We start from the raw sequence: 16,019 nt of genomic DNA on the forward strand, positions 1-16,019 counted from the left end.
GTAGATATGAACAAACTCCGTATGACAGGATTTGAGTGCTTTGCCACCTTTGTAATCCGCCGTGCTAAGCATACCCCGAAGGGCGCGGCCCGCCATTGGCGACAAGAGCTATGTCTCGGAATTAAAATAAACTGATGAGTTTCCCAATCGAACAAGTGCGGCTTAACTCATTCCTTGTTTATCTTTTTCTTGTTACAAAGATATGTAATCACATTGACATAACCAAACAAAACCAACAAAAAAAGAGCCTCCTTTTCAAGGAGACTCTTCCTTTAACTATATAGCAAAAACTTATTTCACTTTAGCTACGATAGCCTTGAATGCTTCCGGATGGTTCATGGCCAAATCTGCCAAAACCTTACGGTTAATCTCAATACCGGCTGCGTGCAAAGCACCCATCAGGCGAGAGTAAGATAAACCTTCCATACGAGCGGCAGCATTGATACGCTGGATCCACAAGGCACGGAAATTACGTTTCTTGTTACGACGGTCGCGGAAAGCATAAGTCAAACCTTTTTCCCATGTATTCTTCGCTACGGTCCAAACGTTCTTACGTGCGCCATAATAACCGCGGGTTAGTTTTAAAATCCGTTTTCTTTTTGCTCTTGAAGCAACATGATTTACTGATCTAGGCATAATTCTAATCTGTTTTGAATGTTAGCGTCACCTCTAAGGATGAACTTGATTGCTAATGCATTCGGTTAATAAAAATCGTTATAAAACTCGCTTAATGAATAAAGATTACTTCATGCAAAGCATCTGCTTTACGTTGCTTACGTCAACACTAGCTACCAAACCCGTGTGAGTAAGATTTCTCTTTTGCTTCTTAGTCTTCTTTGTCAAGATATGACTCTTAAAAGCGTGTTTTCTTTTGATCTTTCCTGTTCCGGTAAGGGCGAACCTCTTTTTGGCACCGGAATTAGTCTTCATCTTAGGCATTTTCCAATTATATTTTAATTATTAAACTTAACCTCCCTTCTATCAGGGACGGATTTTATTCTTCTGTTTGTTTATCTCCCTCGCTTTTAGGCTTAGGGGTCGTGATCACTTTCTTCACGGCTTTCGGCGCAGCGGCAGAACTAGCCCCTACTTTCTTCGGAGTAAGCATGATGATCATACGTTTTCCCTCCAATACCGGCAACTGCTCTACCTTTCCGTAGTCTTCCAAATCATTGGCAAAACGAAGTAACAAAACTTCTCCCTGCTCTTTGAAAAGAATAGAACGACCTTTGAAGAACACGTAGGCTTTAACCTTCGAACCTTCTTCCAAAAATCCCTTGGCGTGCTTCAACTTAAAATTATAATCATGGTCATCTGTCTGAGGTCCGAACCGAATCTCTTTCACGACCACTTTCACGGATTTCGCTTTTTGCTCTTTCTGACGTTTTTTCTGCTGATAGAGGAATTTCTGGTAATCGATTACTCTACAAACGGGGGGCGCAGCATTTGGTGAAATCTCAACTAGATCCATCCCCTGCTCTTCCGCTATTTTCAGCGCTTGAGCAATCGGATAAACACCCGTCTCTACATTATCACCTACTAAACGAACTTCACGAACACGGATACGCTCGTTGATTCTATACTGTTCTTTCAGATTGTCATTCTTCATTCAAAAAGATTTATTCTCCTCGTTATTAGTTATTTAATCATTACTTTTTTGCCAGCGATTCATCATATCCTCTACTTCGCCATTCAAAAGCGCTGCAAAGGTAGCAATTTTCATCGAACCTTTATCACCTTCGCCCTGTTTTCTTACAGAAACTTCACCATTTTCCGCTTCTTTTTCTCCTACAATGAGCATATAAGGGATTCTTTTCAATTCATTGTCGCGGATTTTACGACCGATCTTCTCATTTCGATCATCTACGATAGAGCGAATTTCCTGATTGCCTAGCTCTCGTGCGATCTGCCAAGCGTAATCATTGAACTTCTCGCTGATCGGCATGATACATACCTGCTCCGGTGTCAACCATAACGGGAACTTTCCGGCGGTATGCTCGATCAATACAGCCACGAAACGTTCCATCGAGCCGAACGGCGCACGGTGGATCATAACCGGACGGTGCTTCTGGTTGTCGGCACCTGTATATTCCAATTGGAAACGTTCCGGCAAATTATAATCTACCTGGATCGTACCTAGCTGCCAACGGCGACCGATAGCATCTTTCACCATAAAATCGAGTTTTGGCCCATAGAAAGCGGCCTCTCCATACTCGATCTTAGCTTTCAGGCCTTTTTCCTCACAAGCCTCCACGATCGCCTGCTCAGCCTTCTCCCAGTTCTCGTCGCTACCGATATATTTCTCACGATTCACCTTGTCGCGCAAAGAGATCTGAGCCTCAAAGTTCTCGAAATTCATCGTCTTGAATACGATCGAGATAATATCCATCACATTCAAGAACTCCTGCTTTACCTGATCGGGGCGGCAGAAAATGTGAGCGTCATCTTGCGTAAAACTGCGAACACGGGTCAATCCGTGCAGCTCGCCGCTCTGCTCATACCGACAAACCGTACCGAACTCGGCGAGACGCAATGGCAGGTCTCTATACGAGCGAGGAGAATTCTTATAGATCATACAGTGATGAGGACAGTTCATCGGTTTCAAGAAGTACTCCTCACCCTCTTCCGGCGTATGAATCGGCTGGAATGAATCCTTACCGTATTTAGCGTAGTGACCGGAGGTAATATACAATAATTTATTACCGATCGGCGGACACATTACCTCCTGATAGTTATAACGAGCTTGGATACGGCGCAAGAACTCTTGCAGACGCAAACGCAAAGCGGTACCTTTCGGCAACCACATCGGCAAGCCCTTACCCACCGTATCGGAAAACATGAACAAGTCCATCTCCTTACCGATCTTACGGTGATCGCGTTTCTTAGCCTCCTCCAATAATGTCAGATACTCATCCAACATTTTCTTTTTCGGGAAAGTAATGCCATACAAACGAACCAATTGCTTGCGCTTCTCGTCGCCGCGCCAATAAGCGCCGGCTACGCTCAATATCTTGACAGCCTTCAGATAAGAGGTATTCGGTAAGTGCGGCCCCCTACACAAGTCCGTAAAAGAACCTTGTGTATAGGTAGTGATCGTACCGTCTTCCAACTCGCTGATAAGCTCCGTCTTATACACTTCGCCTCTATCGCCGAACATTTTCATGGCATCTGCCTTGGTAATGTCCTGACGCTTGATTTCTTCTTTCTTGGCTACCAACTCAAGCATCTTAGCCTCGATAGCGGGAAAATCCCCCTCTTTGATCACGGCCTCACCCGGATCTACGTCATAATAGAAACCGTTCTCAATCGCCGGACCAATACCGAATTTAATACCCGGATATAATTCTTGCAAAGCCTCCGCCATAAGGTGAGCGCTGGAATGCCAGAACGCATGTTTACCTTCCTCGTCTTCCCACTTCAGAAGTTTCACCGTAGCGTCTTCGTTGATAGGACGGCTTAAGTCCCACACCTCTCCATTCACGCTTGCGGCTAGCACTTCCTGTGCCAAACGAGAACTAATGCTTTCCGCTATCTGCATAGCAGTCGTTCCCTTTGCATATTCTCTTACGGAATTGTCCGGAAATGTAATCTTTATCATATTCTATTCTCTAAAATTCTTTATATTCAGCCCACAAAGTTAATATTTCTTTTCTATCAGAGAAACATTTAACTCGAATAATTCGCAATATCAGCGGCTTGTCATCCGCTTGATAATGCTATAGGCGTTGTAGATACCCAACTCACCTGCCTTACTCAAGTCGGCGATGCCCCGGTTCACGTCTCCTTGCGACAGACGGGCCAATCCGCGGTTATAGTAGGCCTCGGCAAATTCCGGGTCTCGCTCGATCGCCTCGTCGTAATCAATGATAGCGGCACGGAAGTCACGCTGGGCACAACGCAAGTTCGCCCGGTTAAAGTAGGCATACACAAAACCCGGATTCAGCTTGATCACCATATCATAATCCCTCATGATCTGCTCATGCTCATAAGCTCGTTTATTATCTTTCAACATGGCGCTCCGTGGATCTACCGATGTATTGGAATTTATCCTCGACTGGGCAGACCTGCCGATATTCAAGTTCATACCCGAGCCACTCAAGTCGTACGTATCCTTGTTCGCTTGCTGGGATTGATTGTACATCAATTGCTTATAACGTTCCACCGCACGATTGAAATACGCCATCGTAAATGAAGGGTTTCGCTCGATCGCTTCCGAGAAGTTCTTTATCGCCTCCGAGAAATCCTGCACCAACATGAAATCCATCGCACGGCCAAAATAGGCATCGGCGTTGTTCGGATCACGCTCGATATCCGCAGAATACTCATCGATAGAAGCAAAATGTATGGCGATCTGGTCTTCCGTCAGGGCGGCTTCCTCATTCGTGATACGCAATTTACGTCTCAATACCATCCGGGCGTTGTAATCCTCCACCATCTTGTCGTAATAAACCAATTTCTTTACGGGATCCGCTTTCTCATAATAAGTCAAGACGAACTGAGGCTCCAGATCCACATGGACATTCCGGTCTTGCACACGCCCGCGGACCTCACTTTGGTATTTACTTTTACGCTCCTGTTCCTTATCGTATACGACCAAACGGTTGAACTTATTGATGTTTTTATCAGACTCCTCACGGGTATTCTCCTCCGAATCGTCCGCCTTGGCATCTCCACCGGCCGTATTGGAGCCGGATGACGAGCTCTTCGGCAACGTCCCGTTCTTGGCTTGCTCCTCCATTTTTATGGCCGCCCAATAGTCACGATCCGCCCCCGCGTTATCTCCCAGCTTACGCTTCGCCTCCGAACGGCTCACGAAGCCCGGCAGGAAAGTAGGATATTGATTCAATACCACATCGTAATCCTGTACGGCCCCCCGGTAATCCCCTGTCTCGAAACGAAGCAACGCACGGTTGTAATAAGCCATATAATTATCCGGCTCTTGTTGGATCACGACATCGAAATCCTCGATAGCCCGGTTGTTATCCCCGACCTGAAACCGAAGCAAGCCCCGGTTAAACCGTGCGATCAAGTTCCGGCTATCCATGCTGATCACCTGATCATAGTCGGCCATCGCGCCTCTCAAGTCATTCATCTGATAACGTACCAATCCCCGGTTAATATAATATCCGCTCTCGCGGGTATCCAGACGGAGCGCCTCGTTTAAATCGGCCAAGGCATCCTTGTAATTATCCATCTGATAATGAAGGATCGCACGGTTACCATACGCCGGCGCATAATAAGGATCCATCTCGATCGCCTTATTGTAGTCGGCCAAGGCTTTCACCGTATCCCCTTTCTCCAGATACATAGCGCCTCGTGTCAGATAATTCATGGAATATTTCGGATGGGCGGTCATTAAATCGTCAAATGTCTCCTCTGCCCCGTTATAGTCTTTCTTCTGGATAAAAGCTACCGCCATATTCACCAGCATCTGCCGATCCTCGGGCTTGAACTCAAGCCCTTTCCGGTAATCATCAATCGCCTCATCGTATTTCTCCTGGCTTTGGCGGGCGATGCCGCGGGCATAATACGCTTGCGTTAAAAAAGGGTTCCGTTGAAGACATAAAGAACAGTCTTCCTCGGCCCCCTTGAAATCGTCCAGATTTATTTTCGCTACCGCACGGTAGAAATAAGGTTCCGCCAACCAAGGCTTGGATTTGATAACCTGATTGAAGTATTGGATGGAAAGAACATAGTCCTCAAAATAAAGGGCATTCCTACCAATGGCCAATACACGGTCCGTATTAATCTGCGCAAAAAGCGAAATCGTAAATATCTGTAATATCAAAAAGAGTGTTGCCTTCTTCATCCTATTAAAAATGATTGAGAGGCAAAAATAAGTAAATTATCTTACTTAGGCTCTATTTTTACCATTAAATGATTCTTCGTTATCTTATCACCCTCTTTTACATTGAGTTCGACAACGACTCCCGATACGGGAGCAACCACCCGGTTCTGCATTTTCATCGCCTCATGGATCAATAGGAGTTGTCCGGCCTCCACTGCCTGGCCTTCCTCTACCATGATCTTGATAATCGTTCCGGGAAGATGAGAAACCACGTCGCCAACCGATGGCTTATGCCACATCGGTCGGTTCTTGTACTTCGCTGTAAGCAACGTCTTATATTTACGCGCCGTCACCACGAAGTCTACATATTCTTCTTGCTGGTGTTTCTTTTCCATACTCTCATCAATTTAGAACGGAGGCAAACCGTGCTTCTTGGCCGGTCTGTATTCCTCTTTTAGGATGGAAAGTTTCAGCGCATGCAGCAATAATGAACGGGTTTCTTTCGGTTCGATCACAGAATCGATAAATCCCTTGGAAGCCGCCACGTACGGGTTCGCAAATTTCTCGATATATTCTTTCACCTTCTCTTGGCGCATAGCGTTCTGGTCTTCCGCTTCCATGATCTCCTTACGGAAGATGATATTAGCGGCACCTTCCGGCCCCATAACAGCGATCTCGGCGCTCGGCCAAGCGAACATGAAGTCCGCGCCCAAATGACGGGAGTTCATAGCGATATAACCTCCACCGTACGCCTTACGCAAGATAACCGTAATCTTAGGAACGGTAGCCTCCGAATAAGCGTACAGAACCTTAGCTCCGTGACGGATCACGCCCGCATGTTCTTGGTCTACGCCCGGCAGATAACCCGGCATATCCTCCAATGTGATGATAGGAATATTAAATGAGTCGCAGAAACGGATGAAACGAGCGGCCTTGTCCGCGCTATCACAATCAAGCACACCGGCCAAAACCATCGGCTGGTTCGCGACGAAACCTACCGTCTCTCCCGCCATACGGCCAAAACCAATCACGATATTAGCGGCCCACAGCTCTTGGATCTCCAAAAAGTCCGAGTCATCAACAATACATTTAATGACATCGCGAACATCATAGGGTTGTTTCGGGTCTGCCGGAACCACCTGTTCGATATTCAGCATAGCGGACGGCTCCTTCGGCTCGACCACTTTCGCACGTTCCTGGTTATTCCAAGGAATGAAACTTACCAAACGTTTCACTTGATCGAAACATTCCTGCTCGCTCAAGGCATAGAAATGAGCGTTACCCGTAGTTTCCGCATGTACACGTGCGCCGCCAAGATCCTCCATAGAGATATCCTCGCCCAGCACGGTCTTGATAACGTTCGGTCCGGTGATAAACATCTTGGAGATATTCTCGACCACGAACACGAAGTCCGTCAACGCCGGAGAATAAACGGCACCACCGGCACAAGGACCGAGGATCAAGGATATCTGAGGGATCACACCCGAGGCGATCGTATTGCGATAGAATATCTCACCATAACCGGCCAAAGCACCAACACCTTCCTGGATACGTGCGCCTCCCGAGTCATTGATTCCGATGATCGGACATTTCATCTTCAACGCATGGTCCATGATCTTAGTGATCTTACGGGCGTGTTGCAAGCCCAACGAACCACCGGCCACCGTGAAGTCTTGCGCATAGATACAGACCGGAGCACCAAAGATCGTACCCGTACCGGTAACCACACCATCTCCCGGCAAAACTTTCTTTTCCATGCCGAAATCACGGCCATCATGTTTCACGAACATGTCATACTCATGGAAAGAGTTCTTATCCAACAAAGCCAAGATACGCTCACGGGCAGTAAGTTTTCCCATCGCCACCTGCTTCTCGATAGCGGCCTCGCCACCGCCCATCTCGATAACGGCTTTCTTTTCCCTGAGAGCCTCAATGTTTTTACTTAAATCTGTCATATCGATTATTTATAGATTTATTATTTGCCAACGGCCTTCGCCCGGTAAGAGCAACGAACCGTCCCTTTAATGATACTATTTAATTTGCCTTTATTCAATTGGCGGCGAATAGCGGATACGTTGTCTATAAAGACATGTCCTGTCAGATGCTCGCACTCATGCTGCACGATACGGGCGGCGAAACCTTCCACCAATTCCTCGTGTTCCTCCCAGTTCTCATCCCGGTACCTTACGCGGACTGTTTTCGAGCGCGACACTTTCTCGTGTACTCCCGGCAAGCTCAAGCAACCTTCCTCCATGGCGACTTCCTCCTCGCTACGCTCAAGGAACTCCGGATTAATCAACACGCGCTTGAAACCTTTACATTCGGGAAAATCGTCTCTCATCACGTCTCCGTCTATGACTACCAGGCGAATGGACAAACCCACCTGAGGAGCGGCAAGCCCCACCCCGTCGGCATTATACATCGTCTCAAACATATTCGCGACTAGCTGTTTCAAGTCGGGATAATCTTCAGGTACATCCTCTGCCTCTTTTCTTAATACAGGCTGACCATATAAAAATACGGGTAAAATCATAAGTTATAATTGATATTTTTTACTTTCTAAATAAGTTTGCAAGATGATCACGGCGCTAATCTCATCGACCAGCCCTTTATCTTGCCGTCTCTTTTTCTTCAAACCTCCTTCCAGCATGGCCTTATGAGCCAAGACCGACGTGAACCGCTCATCGTAATAAGTTACCGGTATATTCGGTATCTTCCTCTTCAGAGAGGTCACGAACGCCTCCACGTATTTCATATTCTCAGAAGGCTCATTATTCATTTGTTTCGGTAGCCCGACCACAAACAAATCCACCGGTTCCCGGGATATATAATCAGACAAGTATCTCACGACCTCTCCACTAGGGACTGTCGCCACGCCGTTAGCGATCATCTGTAACGTATCCGTAGCGGCTATCCCTGTACGCTTCCGGCCATAATCTATTGCAATTATCCTTCCCATCGAGCGCGAATATAGCATAAATATAAATACGGATTACACAAATTCTCAAAAAGTGTGCAACGGGTAGGATCAATACGCATTCTTTTCTCCCTTAAACATATTCAATACCGTAACCACAATAATCTTTAAATCAAGGAAAAACGTCCAGTTCTCGATGTACCATACATCTCTCTTCACACGCCCTTCCATCTGTTCTAACGTTTTGGTCTCTCCCCGGTAACCGGTGACTTGCGCCCATCCCGTGACTCCCGGTTTCACCAAATGCCGTACCATATACTTATCGATCAGGGCCGAGTATTGCTCGGTATGCTTCAACATATGCGGACGAGGGCCTACCACGGACATATCTCCCAACAGGACGTTCACGAACTGGGGGAACTCATCCAGATTCGTCCGGCGCAAGAAATCGCCAATCCGGGTCTTCCGGGGATCATTCTTGACGGCTTGCAACGTGTCTGCCTGTGCGTTCACCTTCATCGTTCGAAATTTAAAACACTTGAAATCACGTCCATATAATCCGGTACGTTTCTGCTTGAACAAGACCGGTCCCGGCGAGCTTAACTTAATCAATATACCGACCACGACATACAAGACCGGATAAATCGTAAATAATATCGCCAACGAGAACAAGATATCGAACGTCCGTTTCAAAAAACGGTTATAAGCGGACTGCAAAGGTTCCCTGCGGACTGTCAGCAATGGGATCGATTCCATCACTTCCATTACCATACTCTTCTTCACATCCCGGTAAAACTCCGGTACGATATAAAAACGTACCATCTTCTTCTCGGCGAAATTCAGGAGCCTCACGATCTTCCCGTTATTCGTGCCCGGCAAGGTACAATAAATCTCGTCTATATCATGTTCCAGCACGTAGTTTTCCACCTCGCTTGTCTTACCCAAATAATTAGGCAAGACATCTTTCAACGAGTCGTTATCATCAAAGAATCCTTTCACGCTAAAACCATAGCTCAAATCATCTTTCATGACTTGATAAAGCTCCATGCCATTCTTTCCGGCCCCGACGATCACTACCTTCTTGAAGTTATAACCTTTCCGTCTATAAAACTTCAAGGACAAACGGACCAAGACCCGCCAAAGAGAGAACAGGATAACGGATACACCGTAATAGACCAAAAGGAAGGTAGCCAAGACATCGCCTACATTCAAGAATATCAAGCAAGTGGCAAACAAGAAGATCAGTACGGTAATCAGCCCGAACGCCCGTTGTACGATCTTGTCGATAAACACAACCGCCTGATGCAACTGGATCGGGATAAAGTATAAGGAGAAGAAATAACAGAAGTTCAATAACAAGATAACCTCCCTCAGATTATAAGATATCGCTTCCGTATATTTAGAGGCAAGCAGATGAAAAACGGCCATAAACAAAAGATTCAAAACGATCAAATCTCCTACACCGATCAGCCATTGGATTAAATAACCATGTTTTTTGTTCAATATCATAGCAATTCGATAAATTCTTACAAAAGTAAGTATTTTCCGGCGCAAAAAAAAGACCGTACCCGGAAGTACGGCCTTTTTAAAGTATTAATTCGCGAATTAATTATTAGCGCTCATAATTACCACACGGTTCCAGCTATTCTCGCCGTAAGGTTGCTCATCGGAACCCTTCCACTCGATAGTGATCTGGCTGGAGGAGATACCATATTTCTCGATAAGCTCCTTAGCGACCGCTCTAGCACGTTTCTCGGAAAGTCCCATGTTGTAATCGGAAGTACCGGTCTTCTTGTCCGCATAACCTACCACCTTGATCGGGGTATTGTTATTCTTTATGAACTCAGCGGTATTGTAAATATTGATCTGCTGGTTCTTGTCGATCTTAGCGCTGTTGATACGGAAGTAAACCACATTGTCAACGTAGTTATTTACAACCTCGGTAACAGTCTCCTCACACTCTGGGCAGGAAACCGGACGTTTGCTCAACTCATCGTTAGCGGCACGCAAAGAGTTGATCTGGCTGTTCAGGTCGTTCAACAAGGCGTAATCCATCGGCTCCAATACCTCGAAATCCGTCTTGCCCAACTTGAATGTTAAACCCGCACTCAATTGCACGATACCGTCTGTCAAGTGAAACATCTCGACACGGTTGAATTGCTCATTCAACAAAGAACCTTGAAGCTCAACATTCAAATCTACACGTTTGCTCAAACGGAAAGCGGTCAAGATACCGGCGTTCAACGTAGGAGACTCCGTTCTTGGACGATCGTAAGACTCCGTAGTCTTGAAACGTTGCGCATAACCGAAACCGACCCAAGGAATCAAGCGGAACACCTTGGATTCTCTATAAGGAGCCCAAAAGTTCGTGATATCCCATAACAAATCCACATGAGCGGCCACATATTTATTATGTTGCATGAACTGCGCGCCATCACCCTCAAAACCGTGGATGATACCACCATTCAACTGCGTACGGAATCCCAGATACGGATTAAACCACTTACCGAAAGACACCTGCGGAGCGAAGTTTAAACGATTCTTGAAATCCGCCTCTCCATTTTGGTCGCCCAACAATACGCTGGCACCACCCGCAATAGAAATAAACCAATTATCGCGAGCTTTATTCTTCTTAAAATTAGTCTTATAACCAGCCTCATTGCTGAAGCCCACCTTCGGTTGATATTCCTGCGCTGCCACAGAGAATACAAAACCGGACAACAAAGCTAAAAGCAAAACCTTTGTCTTCATATTTTTAAACATTTTAATTAAACAATCAATTACCTATATATCTTAAAATTCTCACAAATTTAACTCTTTTTGTAAATACAACAAATAAAATCCTCGAATTGTTTCGAACTTACTCGAAATAGTTCAAAATTTTATAGCCTCCTTCTTTCAGATAAGACTCCTTTTTCATCAACTTTATATCATTCTTCATCATATCCTCGATTAATGCCGCTAATGAGTACTCCGGCTCCCATCCCAACCGGGTGTGTGCCTTCGTCGCGTCACCGATCAGCAACTCTACTTCCGTAGGACGGAAATACTGCGGGTCTACACCTACAACTTCCTCACCCACACGCTTTTTCAGGTTCTCCAGATAGGCATCTCCTACCTTCTCGATGAACAATTTCTCATCTATTGATTCCAAGATAGCGACCTCTTCTACCCCTTCCCCTTTAAAGCGGATTCCTACACCTATTTCCTCAAAAGCCATACGGATAAAGTCCCGGATAGTAGTAGTTATCCCGGTAGCGATTACATAATCCGAGGGTTCGTCTTGTTGCAAAATAGCGTACATGGCACGCACGTAATCTTTTGCGTGTCCCCAATCCCGTTTGGAGGAAAGATTGCCCATATAAACTTTCTTTTGCATATCCAGAGCGATACGCGAAACCGCCCGGGTTACCTTACGGGTCACGAACGTCTCTCCCCTTAGTGGAGATTCATGATTAAACAATATACCGTTGGAAGCATGCATATGATAAGCCTCCCTATAATTCACCGTGATCCAATAACCGTATAATTTCGCTACCGCATAAGGGCTTCTCGGATAGAAAGGAGTGGCCTCCTTCTGCGGAACTTCCTGCACCAATCCGTACAACTCGGACGTAGAGGCTTGATAGATACGCGTCTTCGGGATCAAATTCAGCAAGCGTACCGCCTCCAAGATACGCAATACCCCCAAACCATCCGCGTTCGCCGTATATTCGGGAGTATCAAAACTCACCTTTACATGACTCATAGCGGCCAAATTATAGATCTCGTCCGGTTGAACCTCGCCAATGATACGCGTAAGGTTCAAACTATCCGTCAAATCGCCATAATGCAGGATTAAATTACGGTTTTCCACATGAGGATCCTGATATAAATGATCGATACGATCCGTATTGAACATGGAAGAACGACGCTTGATACCATGTACCGTATATCCTTTCTTGATTAAGTACTCGGTAAGATAGGCGCCATCTTGCCCCGTGATACCTGTTATTAACGCTACTTTACTCATCTTCTAATCCTCAATTTTCAGTTCTCAATTCCTAAATACCATCTATAGAGTCGTCTCACCCCTTCCTCGATCTCGATCGTGTGATGCCAGCCTAAGGCGTGCAACTTGCTTACGTCCGTCAGCTTGCGAAGCGTACCATCCGGCTTGGCCGGGTTAAATCTCAACTCACCCTCGAAACCTATCTCTTTCCGGATTAATTCGGCAATCTCACGGATCGAAAGCTCGATTCCCGTACCTATATTAATATGTGTATTCCGTACCTCGCCTTCCTTCTGGCGTACATCCTCGAAATCTACGTGTTCCATGATATAAACAGAAGCATCGGCCATCTCCTCGCTCCATAAAAACTCACGAAGCGGCTTGCCGGTTCCCCATAGCTCCACCTCGCCCGGACGGATACCCTGTTTATCCAACACGGAGAGTATCTCCAGCTCGGAGGCTTTTCCGGACACGCCCTCTACCGGACGAATGTCCATATCCTTACGCAGGGCCTCCCAATCTCCCGTATGCAGGCATTTCGCCAGATGGATCTTACGGATCATAGCAGGCAATACATGGGAAGTTTCCAGATTAAAATTGTCATTCGGCCCGTAGAGGTTCGTAGGCATCACGGCGATGTAGTTCGTCCCGTATTGCAGGTTGTAACTCTCGCACATCTTGATACCCGCTATCTTGGCGATCGCATAAGGCTCGTTGGTATATTCCAAAGGAGATGTCAGCAAGCAATCCTCCGGCATCGGCTGGGGGGCCTCACGGGGATAGATGCAAGTACTTCCTAAGAACAATAATTTCTTTACGTTATTCTTCCAAGAGGCATGAATGACATTATTCTGAATCATCAAATTAATGTAGATAAAATCCGCACGGTATAGGCTGTTCGCCATGATACCGCCGACATGTGCCGCCGACAAAAAGACATACTCCGGTCTCTCGGTCGCGAAAAATTCGTTCACGGCGACTTGATCCGTCAAATCCAGCTCCGCATGCGTACGAAGCAGGAAATTCGTATATCCTTTGCTACGCAAATTATTCAAGATGGCAGAACCTACCAAGCCCCGGTGACCGGCAACGAATATTTTACTGTTTTTTTCCATCAACATCTCGTATTCTGAACTACTTCTACTTATTATCAATCAACCTCATCAAATACTGGCCATACTGATTCTTAATCATTGGCAAGGCCACTTGCTCAAGCCGCTTCTCATCAATCCATCCCTGCTTGAAAGCGATCTCTTCGAGACAAGCCACTTTTAGGCCCTGCCTCTTCTCGATCACCTCAACGAAAGTAGATGCCTCAGACAACGAGTCGTGGGTCCCGGTATCCAACCAAGCGAATCCACGCCCCAACAACTGCACCTTCAACTCCCCATCCTTCAAGAACCACTGGTTCACGGTAGTGATCTCCAGCTCCCCGCGAGCGGAAGGCTTGATATTCTTGGCCACATCCACCACCTTGTTCGGATAGAAATACAATCCTACCACGGCATAATTCGACTTCGGCTGCTTGGGTTTCTCCTCGATACTAAGAACGTTCCCTTCCGCATCGAATTCGGCCACGCCATAGCGTTCCGGATCGTTTACGTAGTAACCGAACACGGTCGCTTTTTGTTCGTTCTCCACCTTGTTAACGGCCTCTTTTAACATACGGGTAAAGCTCTGTCCGTAAAAGATGTTATCGCCAAGCACCAAGCAAACGGAGTCATCGCCGATAAAGCGTTCTCCAATGATGAAAGCTTGCGCCAATCCGTCCGGCGAAGGTTGCTCGGCGTATTCAAAACGAACGCCATAATCGGAGCCATCGCCCAGTAAACGGCGGAAACCCGGCAAATCTTGCGGGGTCGATATAATAAGAATCTCCCGTATCCCCGCCAGCATGAGCACGGATACCGGATAATAAATCATCGGCTTATCGTAAATAGGTAGAAGTTGCTTGGAAACTCCTTTGGTTATCGGATACAAACGAGTACCCGATCCACCGGCTAAAACTATACCTTTCATATTCTTTCCATTTTATTCGACAATACTAGCTCAGGATCGATTCCACATCGCCCCTAAAAGTATACAAAGTTAAACAAATAATAATATATCAACGCATCGTTTTCAAAAAATCGTTCATATACTGACAGGACGATACGCCATAACATACAGGGAATGAGCTAATAACATACATATACGGACATACGGAAATTTCGATAAAAAACACGTACGTCTTTTTTGAAAACCTCGTACATGTTTTCTGAGAAAGACGTACGTGTTTTTTCAAAAAGGTTTGCTGAAAATAAAAAGAGTATGTATATTTGCCATATGACAACGATGTTAAAACAGGATTTGGTGTAGTAAACAATCTGTATCTCTGATACGGATTGTCCTTTCGTTTACTCTCGGATAGTTCCTTCCGGGAGTGATTTCTTGTACATTTACATTTTATTTTTCACCTTGCGTACAATGATGAAAACATGGGTATGTTTTTACAGGTACGCGCTATATACATTAAAATAATGAGTAACGAATATAAAGACATTCATGAATTCGATTTTAGCTTAATCTGTGAATACTTTTCAAACGTGGAACGTCAAGGGCCCGGAAGTCCCGAGGCTACTATCAAAGCATTGGGTTTCATTAATAACCTGACACCTCGATCCCGTATTGTTGACCTTGGTTGCGGAACAGGCGGGCAAACTATGACTCTGGCGCAAAATGCGCCGGGAGAGATTACGGGAATCGACCTTTTCCCCGATTTTATTAGTATATTCAACCGAAACGCCCGTATGCTCGATCTATCGAACCGGGTCAAAGGCATTATCGGCTCAATGGCAGAAGCGCTTCCTTTCGAACAAGAATCCTTGGACCTTATTTGGTCGGAAGGAGCTATCTATAACATCGGATTTGAGCGAGGAATGAATGAATGGCGACAATACCTAAAAAAGAACGGCTATATCGCCGTATCTGAAGTCTCATGGCTCACAAATAAACGTCCCGGTAAAATCCACGACTTTTGGATGGAGCATTATCCCGAAATAGATACGATCTCCAATAAAGTCGCACAGATGCAAAACGCAGGTTATGTTCCTGTCGCCACCTTTGTTCTACCGGAAAATTGCTGGACGGAGCATTATTTTGCCCCATGCGACAAGATTCAGGAAGCGTTCATAGAGAAACACGCGGGTAATCCAACCGTCCGGGATTTTATTGCCGGACAGCGTCAAGAAAGAGAATTGTTCCATAAATACAAAGAGTTTTACGGATATGTCTTTTATATCGGAAAGAAAATCTAAACAGTAATCGGAAGGGGATATGTCAAA

General features: G+C 45.8%; 15 protein-coding genes. 1 reads left to right on the top strand and 14 read right to left on the bottom strand.

Annotation, left to right across the window (positions count from 1 at the left end):
• Window positions 1–291: 291 nt before the first annotated feature.
• The 14 genes from rplT to rfbA all read right to left on the bottom strand — a co-directional run bounded on the left by rplT (window position 292) and on the right by rfbA (window position 14,715).
• Entirely contained in the window at window positions 292–636 is a 345-nt protein-coding gene (rplT, locus tag Q0110_RS05825) for a 50S ribosomal protein L20 (RefSeq protein ID WP_297904051.1), read from the bottom strand.
• A 105-nt stretch (window positions 637–741) separates the two neighbouring features.
• A complete protein-coding gene (gene rpmI, locus Q0110_RS05830) occupies window positions 742–939 on the bottom strand; it encodes a 50S ribosomal protein L35 (RefSeq protein WP_297904053.1) in 198 nt (65 codons plus the stop codon).
• 55 nt (window positions 940–994) lie between these two features.
• On the bottom strand, window positions 995–1,609 hold the full coding sequence (infC, locus tag Q0110_RS05835; RefSeq protein WP_297904056.1) for a translation initiation factor IF-3: 615 nt from the start codon (window positions 1,607–1,609) through the stop codon (window positions 995–997).
• Window positions 1,610–1,642: 33 nt separating this feature from the next.
• Window positions 1,643–3,598: a threonine--tRNA ligase gene (thrS, locus tag Q0110_RS05840; protein ID WP_297904059.1), complete on the bottom strand. Its 1,956-nt coding sequence runs from the start codon at window positions 3,596–3,598 to the stop codon at window positions 1,643–1,645.
• 90 nt (window positions 3,599–3,688) lie between these two features.
• The gene (locus Q0110_RS05845; RefSeq protein WP_297904062.1) at window positions 3,689–5,809 is read right to left on the bottom strand and encodes a tetratricopeptide repeat protein; all 2,121 of its coding nucleotides are present in this window, start codon (window positions 5,807–5,809) and stop codon (window positions 3,689–3,691) included.
• Window positions 5,810–5,850: 41 nt separating this feature from the next.
• The gene (locus Q0110_RS05850; RefSeq protein ID WP_297904065.1) at window positions 5,851–6,183 is read right to left on the bottom strand and encodes a biotin/lipoyl-containing protein; all 333 of its coding nucleotides are present in this window, start codon (window positions 6,181–6,183) and stop codon (window positions 5,851–5,853) included.
• 12 nt (window positions 6,184–6,195) lie between these two features.
• The gene (locus Q0110_RS05855) at window positions 6,196–7,743 is read right to left on the bottom strand and encodes an acyl-CoA carboxylase subunit beta (RefSeq protein WP_297904068.1); all 1,548 of its coding nucleotides are present in this window, start codon (window positions 7,741–7,743) and stop codon (window positions 6,196–6,198) included.
• A 20-nt stretch (window positions 7,744–7,763) separates the two neighbouring features.
• The gene (gene def, locus Q0110_RS05860) at window positions 7,764–8,321 is read right to left on the bottom strand and encodes a peptide deformylase (RefSeq protein ID WP_297904071.1); all 558 of its coding nucleotides are present in this window, start codon (window positions 8,319–8,321) and stop codon (window positions 7,764–7,766) included.
• A 3-nt stretch (window positions 8,322–8,324) separates the two neighbouring features.
• Entirely contained in the window at window positions 8,325–8,747 is a 423-nt protein-coding gene (gene ruvX / locus Q0110_RS05865) for a Holliday junction resolvase RuvX (protein ID WP_297904073.1), read from the bottom strand.
• Between the two features lie 69 nt (window positions 8,748–8,816).
• Window positions 8,817–10,214, bottom strand: coding sequence for an undecaprenyl-phosphate glucose phosphotransferase (locus tag Q0110_RS05870; RefSeq protein ID WP_297904077.1), 1,398 nt, complete (start codon window positions 10,212–10,214; stop codon window positions 8,817–8,819).
• 96 nt (window positions 10,215–10,310) lie between these two features.
• Window positions 10,311–11,456, bottom strand: a complete 1,146-nt coding sequence (locus Q0110_RS05875; protein WP_297904080.1) for an OmpA family protein — start codon at window positions 11,454–11,456, stop codon at window positions 10,311–10,313.
• A gap of 109 nt (window positions 11,457–11,565) precedes the next feature.
• Window positions 11,566–12,717, bottom strand: coding sequence for a GDP-mannose 4,6-dehydratase (gene gmd / locus Q0110_RS05880; RefSeq protein WP_297904083.1), 1,152 nt, complete (start codon window positions 12,715–12,717; stop codon window positions 11,566–11,568).
• Window positions 12,718–12,734: 17 nt separating this feature from the next.
• Window positions 12,735–13,811: a GDP-L-fucose synthase gene (locus Q0110_RS05885; RefSeq protein WP_297904086.1), complete on the bottom strand. Its 1,077-nt coding sequence runs from the start codon at window positions 13,809–13,811 to the stop codon at window positions 12,735–12,737.
• 25 nt (window positions 13,812–13,836) lie between these two features.
• Window positions 13,837–14,715, bottom strand: a complete 879-nt coding sequence (rfbA, locus tag Q0110_RS05890) for a glucose-1-phosphate thymidylyltransferase RfbA (RefSeq protein ID WP_297904088.1) — start codon at window positions 14,713–14,715, stop codon at window positions 13,837–13,839.
• A gap of 500 nt (window positions 14,716–15,215) precedes the next feature.
• On the opposite strand from rfbA, the gene Q0110_RS05895 reads away from it, so the two are divergent.
• The gene (locus tag Q0110_RS05895; protein ID WP_297904091.1) at window positions 15,216–15,992 is read left to right on the top strand and encodes a class I SAM-dependent methyltransferase; all 777 of its coding nucleotides are present in this window, start codon (window positions 15,216–15,218) and stop codon (window positions 15,990–15,992) included.
• Window positions 15,993–16,019 lie beyond the last annotated feature (27 nt).

The organism is uncultured Parabacteroides sp., from assembly GCF_947855115.1.
GTDB lineage: Bacteria > Bacteroidota > Bacteroidia > Bacteroidales > Tannerellaceae > Parabacteroides.

Coding starts and splice junctions, on each gene's coding strand:
- rplT (WP_297904051.1), bottom strand. CDS start 636: ATGCCTAGATCAGTAAATCATGTTGCTTCAAGAGCAAAAAGAAAACGG.
- rpmI (WP_297904053.1), bottom strand. CDS start 939: ATGCCTAAGATGAAGACTAATTCCGGTGCCAAAAAGAGGTTCGCCCTT.
- infC (WP_297904056.1), bottom strand. CDS start 1,609: ATGAAGAATGACAATCTGAAAGAACAGTATAGAATCAACGAGCGTATC.
- thrS (WP_297904059.1), bottom strand. CDS start 3,598: ATGATAAAGATTACATTTCCGGACAATTCCGTAAGAGAATATGCAAAG.
- Q0110_RS05845 (WP_297904062.1), bottom strand. CDS start 5,809: ATGAAGAAGGCAACACTCTTTTTGATATTACAGATATTTACGATTTCG.
- Q0110_RS05850 (WP_297904065.1), bottom strand. CDS start 6,183: ATGGAAAAGAAACACCAGCAAGAAGAATATGTAGACTTCGTGGTGACG.
- Q0110_RS05855 (WP_297904068.1), bottom strand. CDS start 7,743: ATGACAGATTTAAGTAAAAACATTGAGGCTCTCAGGGAAAAGAAAGCC.
- def (WP_297904071.1), bottom strand. CDS start 8,321: ATGATTTTACCCGTATTTTTATATGGTCAGCCTGTATTAAGAAAAGAG.
- ruvX (WP_297904073.1), bottom strand. CDS start 8,747: ATGGGAAGGATAATTGCAATAGATTATGGCCGGAAGCGTACAGGGATA.
- Q0110_RS05870 (WP_297904077.1), bottom strand. CDS start 10,214: ATGATATTGAACAAAAAACATGGTTATTTAATCCAATGGCTGATCGGT.
- Q0110_RS05875 (WP_297904080.1), bottom strand. CDS start 11,456: ATGAAGACAAAGGTTTTGCTTTTAGCTTTGTTGTCCGGTTTTGTATTC.
- gmd (WP_297904083.1), bottom strand. CDS start 12,717: ATGAGTAAAGTAGCGTTAATAACAGGTATCACGGGGCAAGATGGCGCC.
- Q0110_RS05885 (WP_297904086.1), bottom strand. CDS start 13,811: ATGGAAAAAAACAGTAAAATATTCGTTGCCGGTCACCGGGGCTTGGTA.
- rfbA (WP_297904088.1), bottom strand. CDS start 14,715: ATGAAAGGTATAGTTTTAGCCGGTGGATCGGGTACTCGTTTGTATCCG.
- Q0110_RS05895 (WP_297904091.1), top strand. CDS start 15,216: ATGAGTAACGAATATAAAGACATTCATGAATTCGATTTTAGCTTAATC.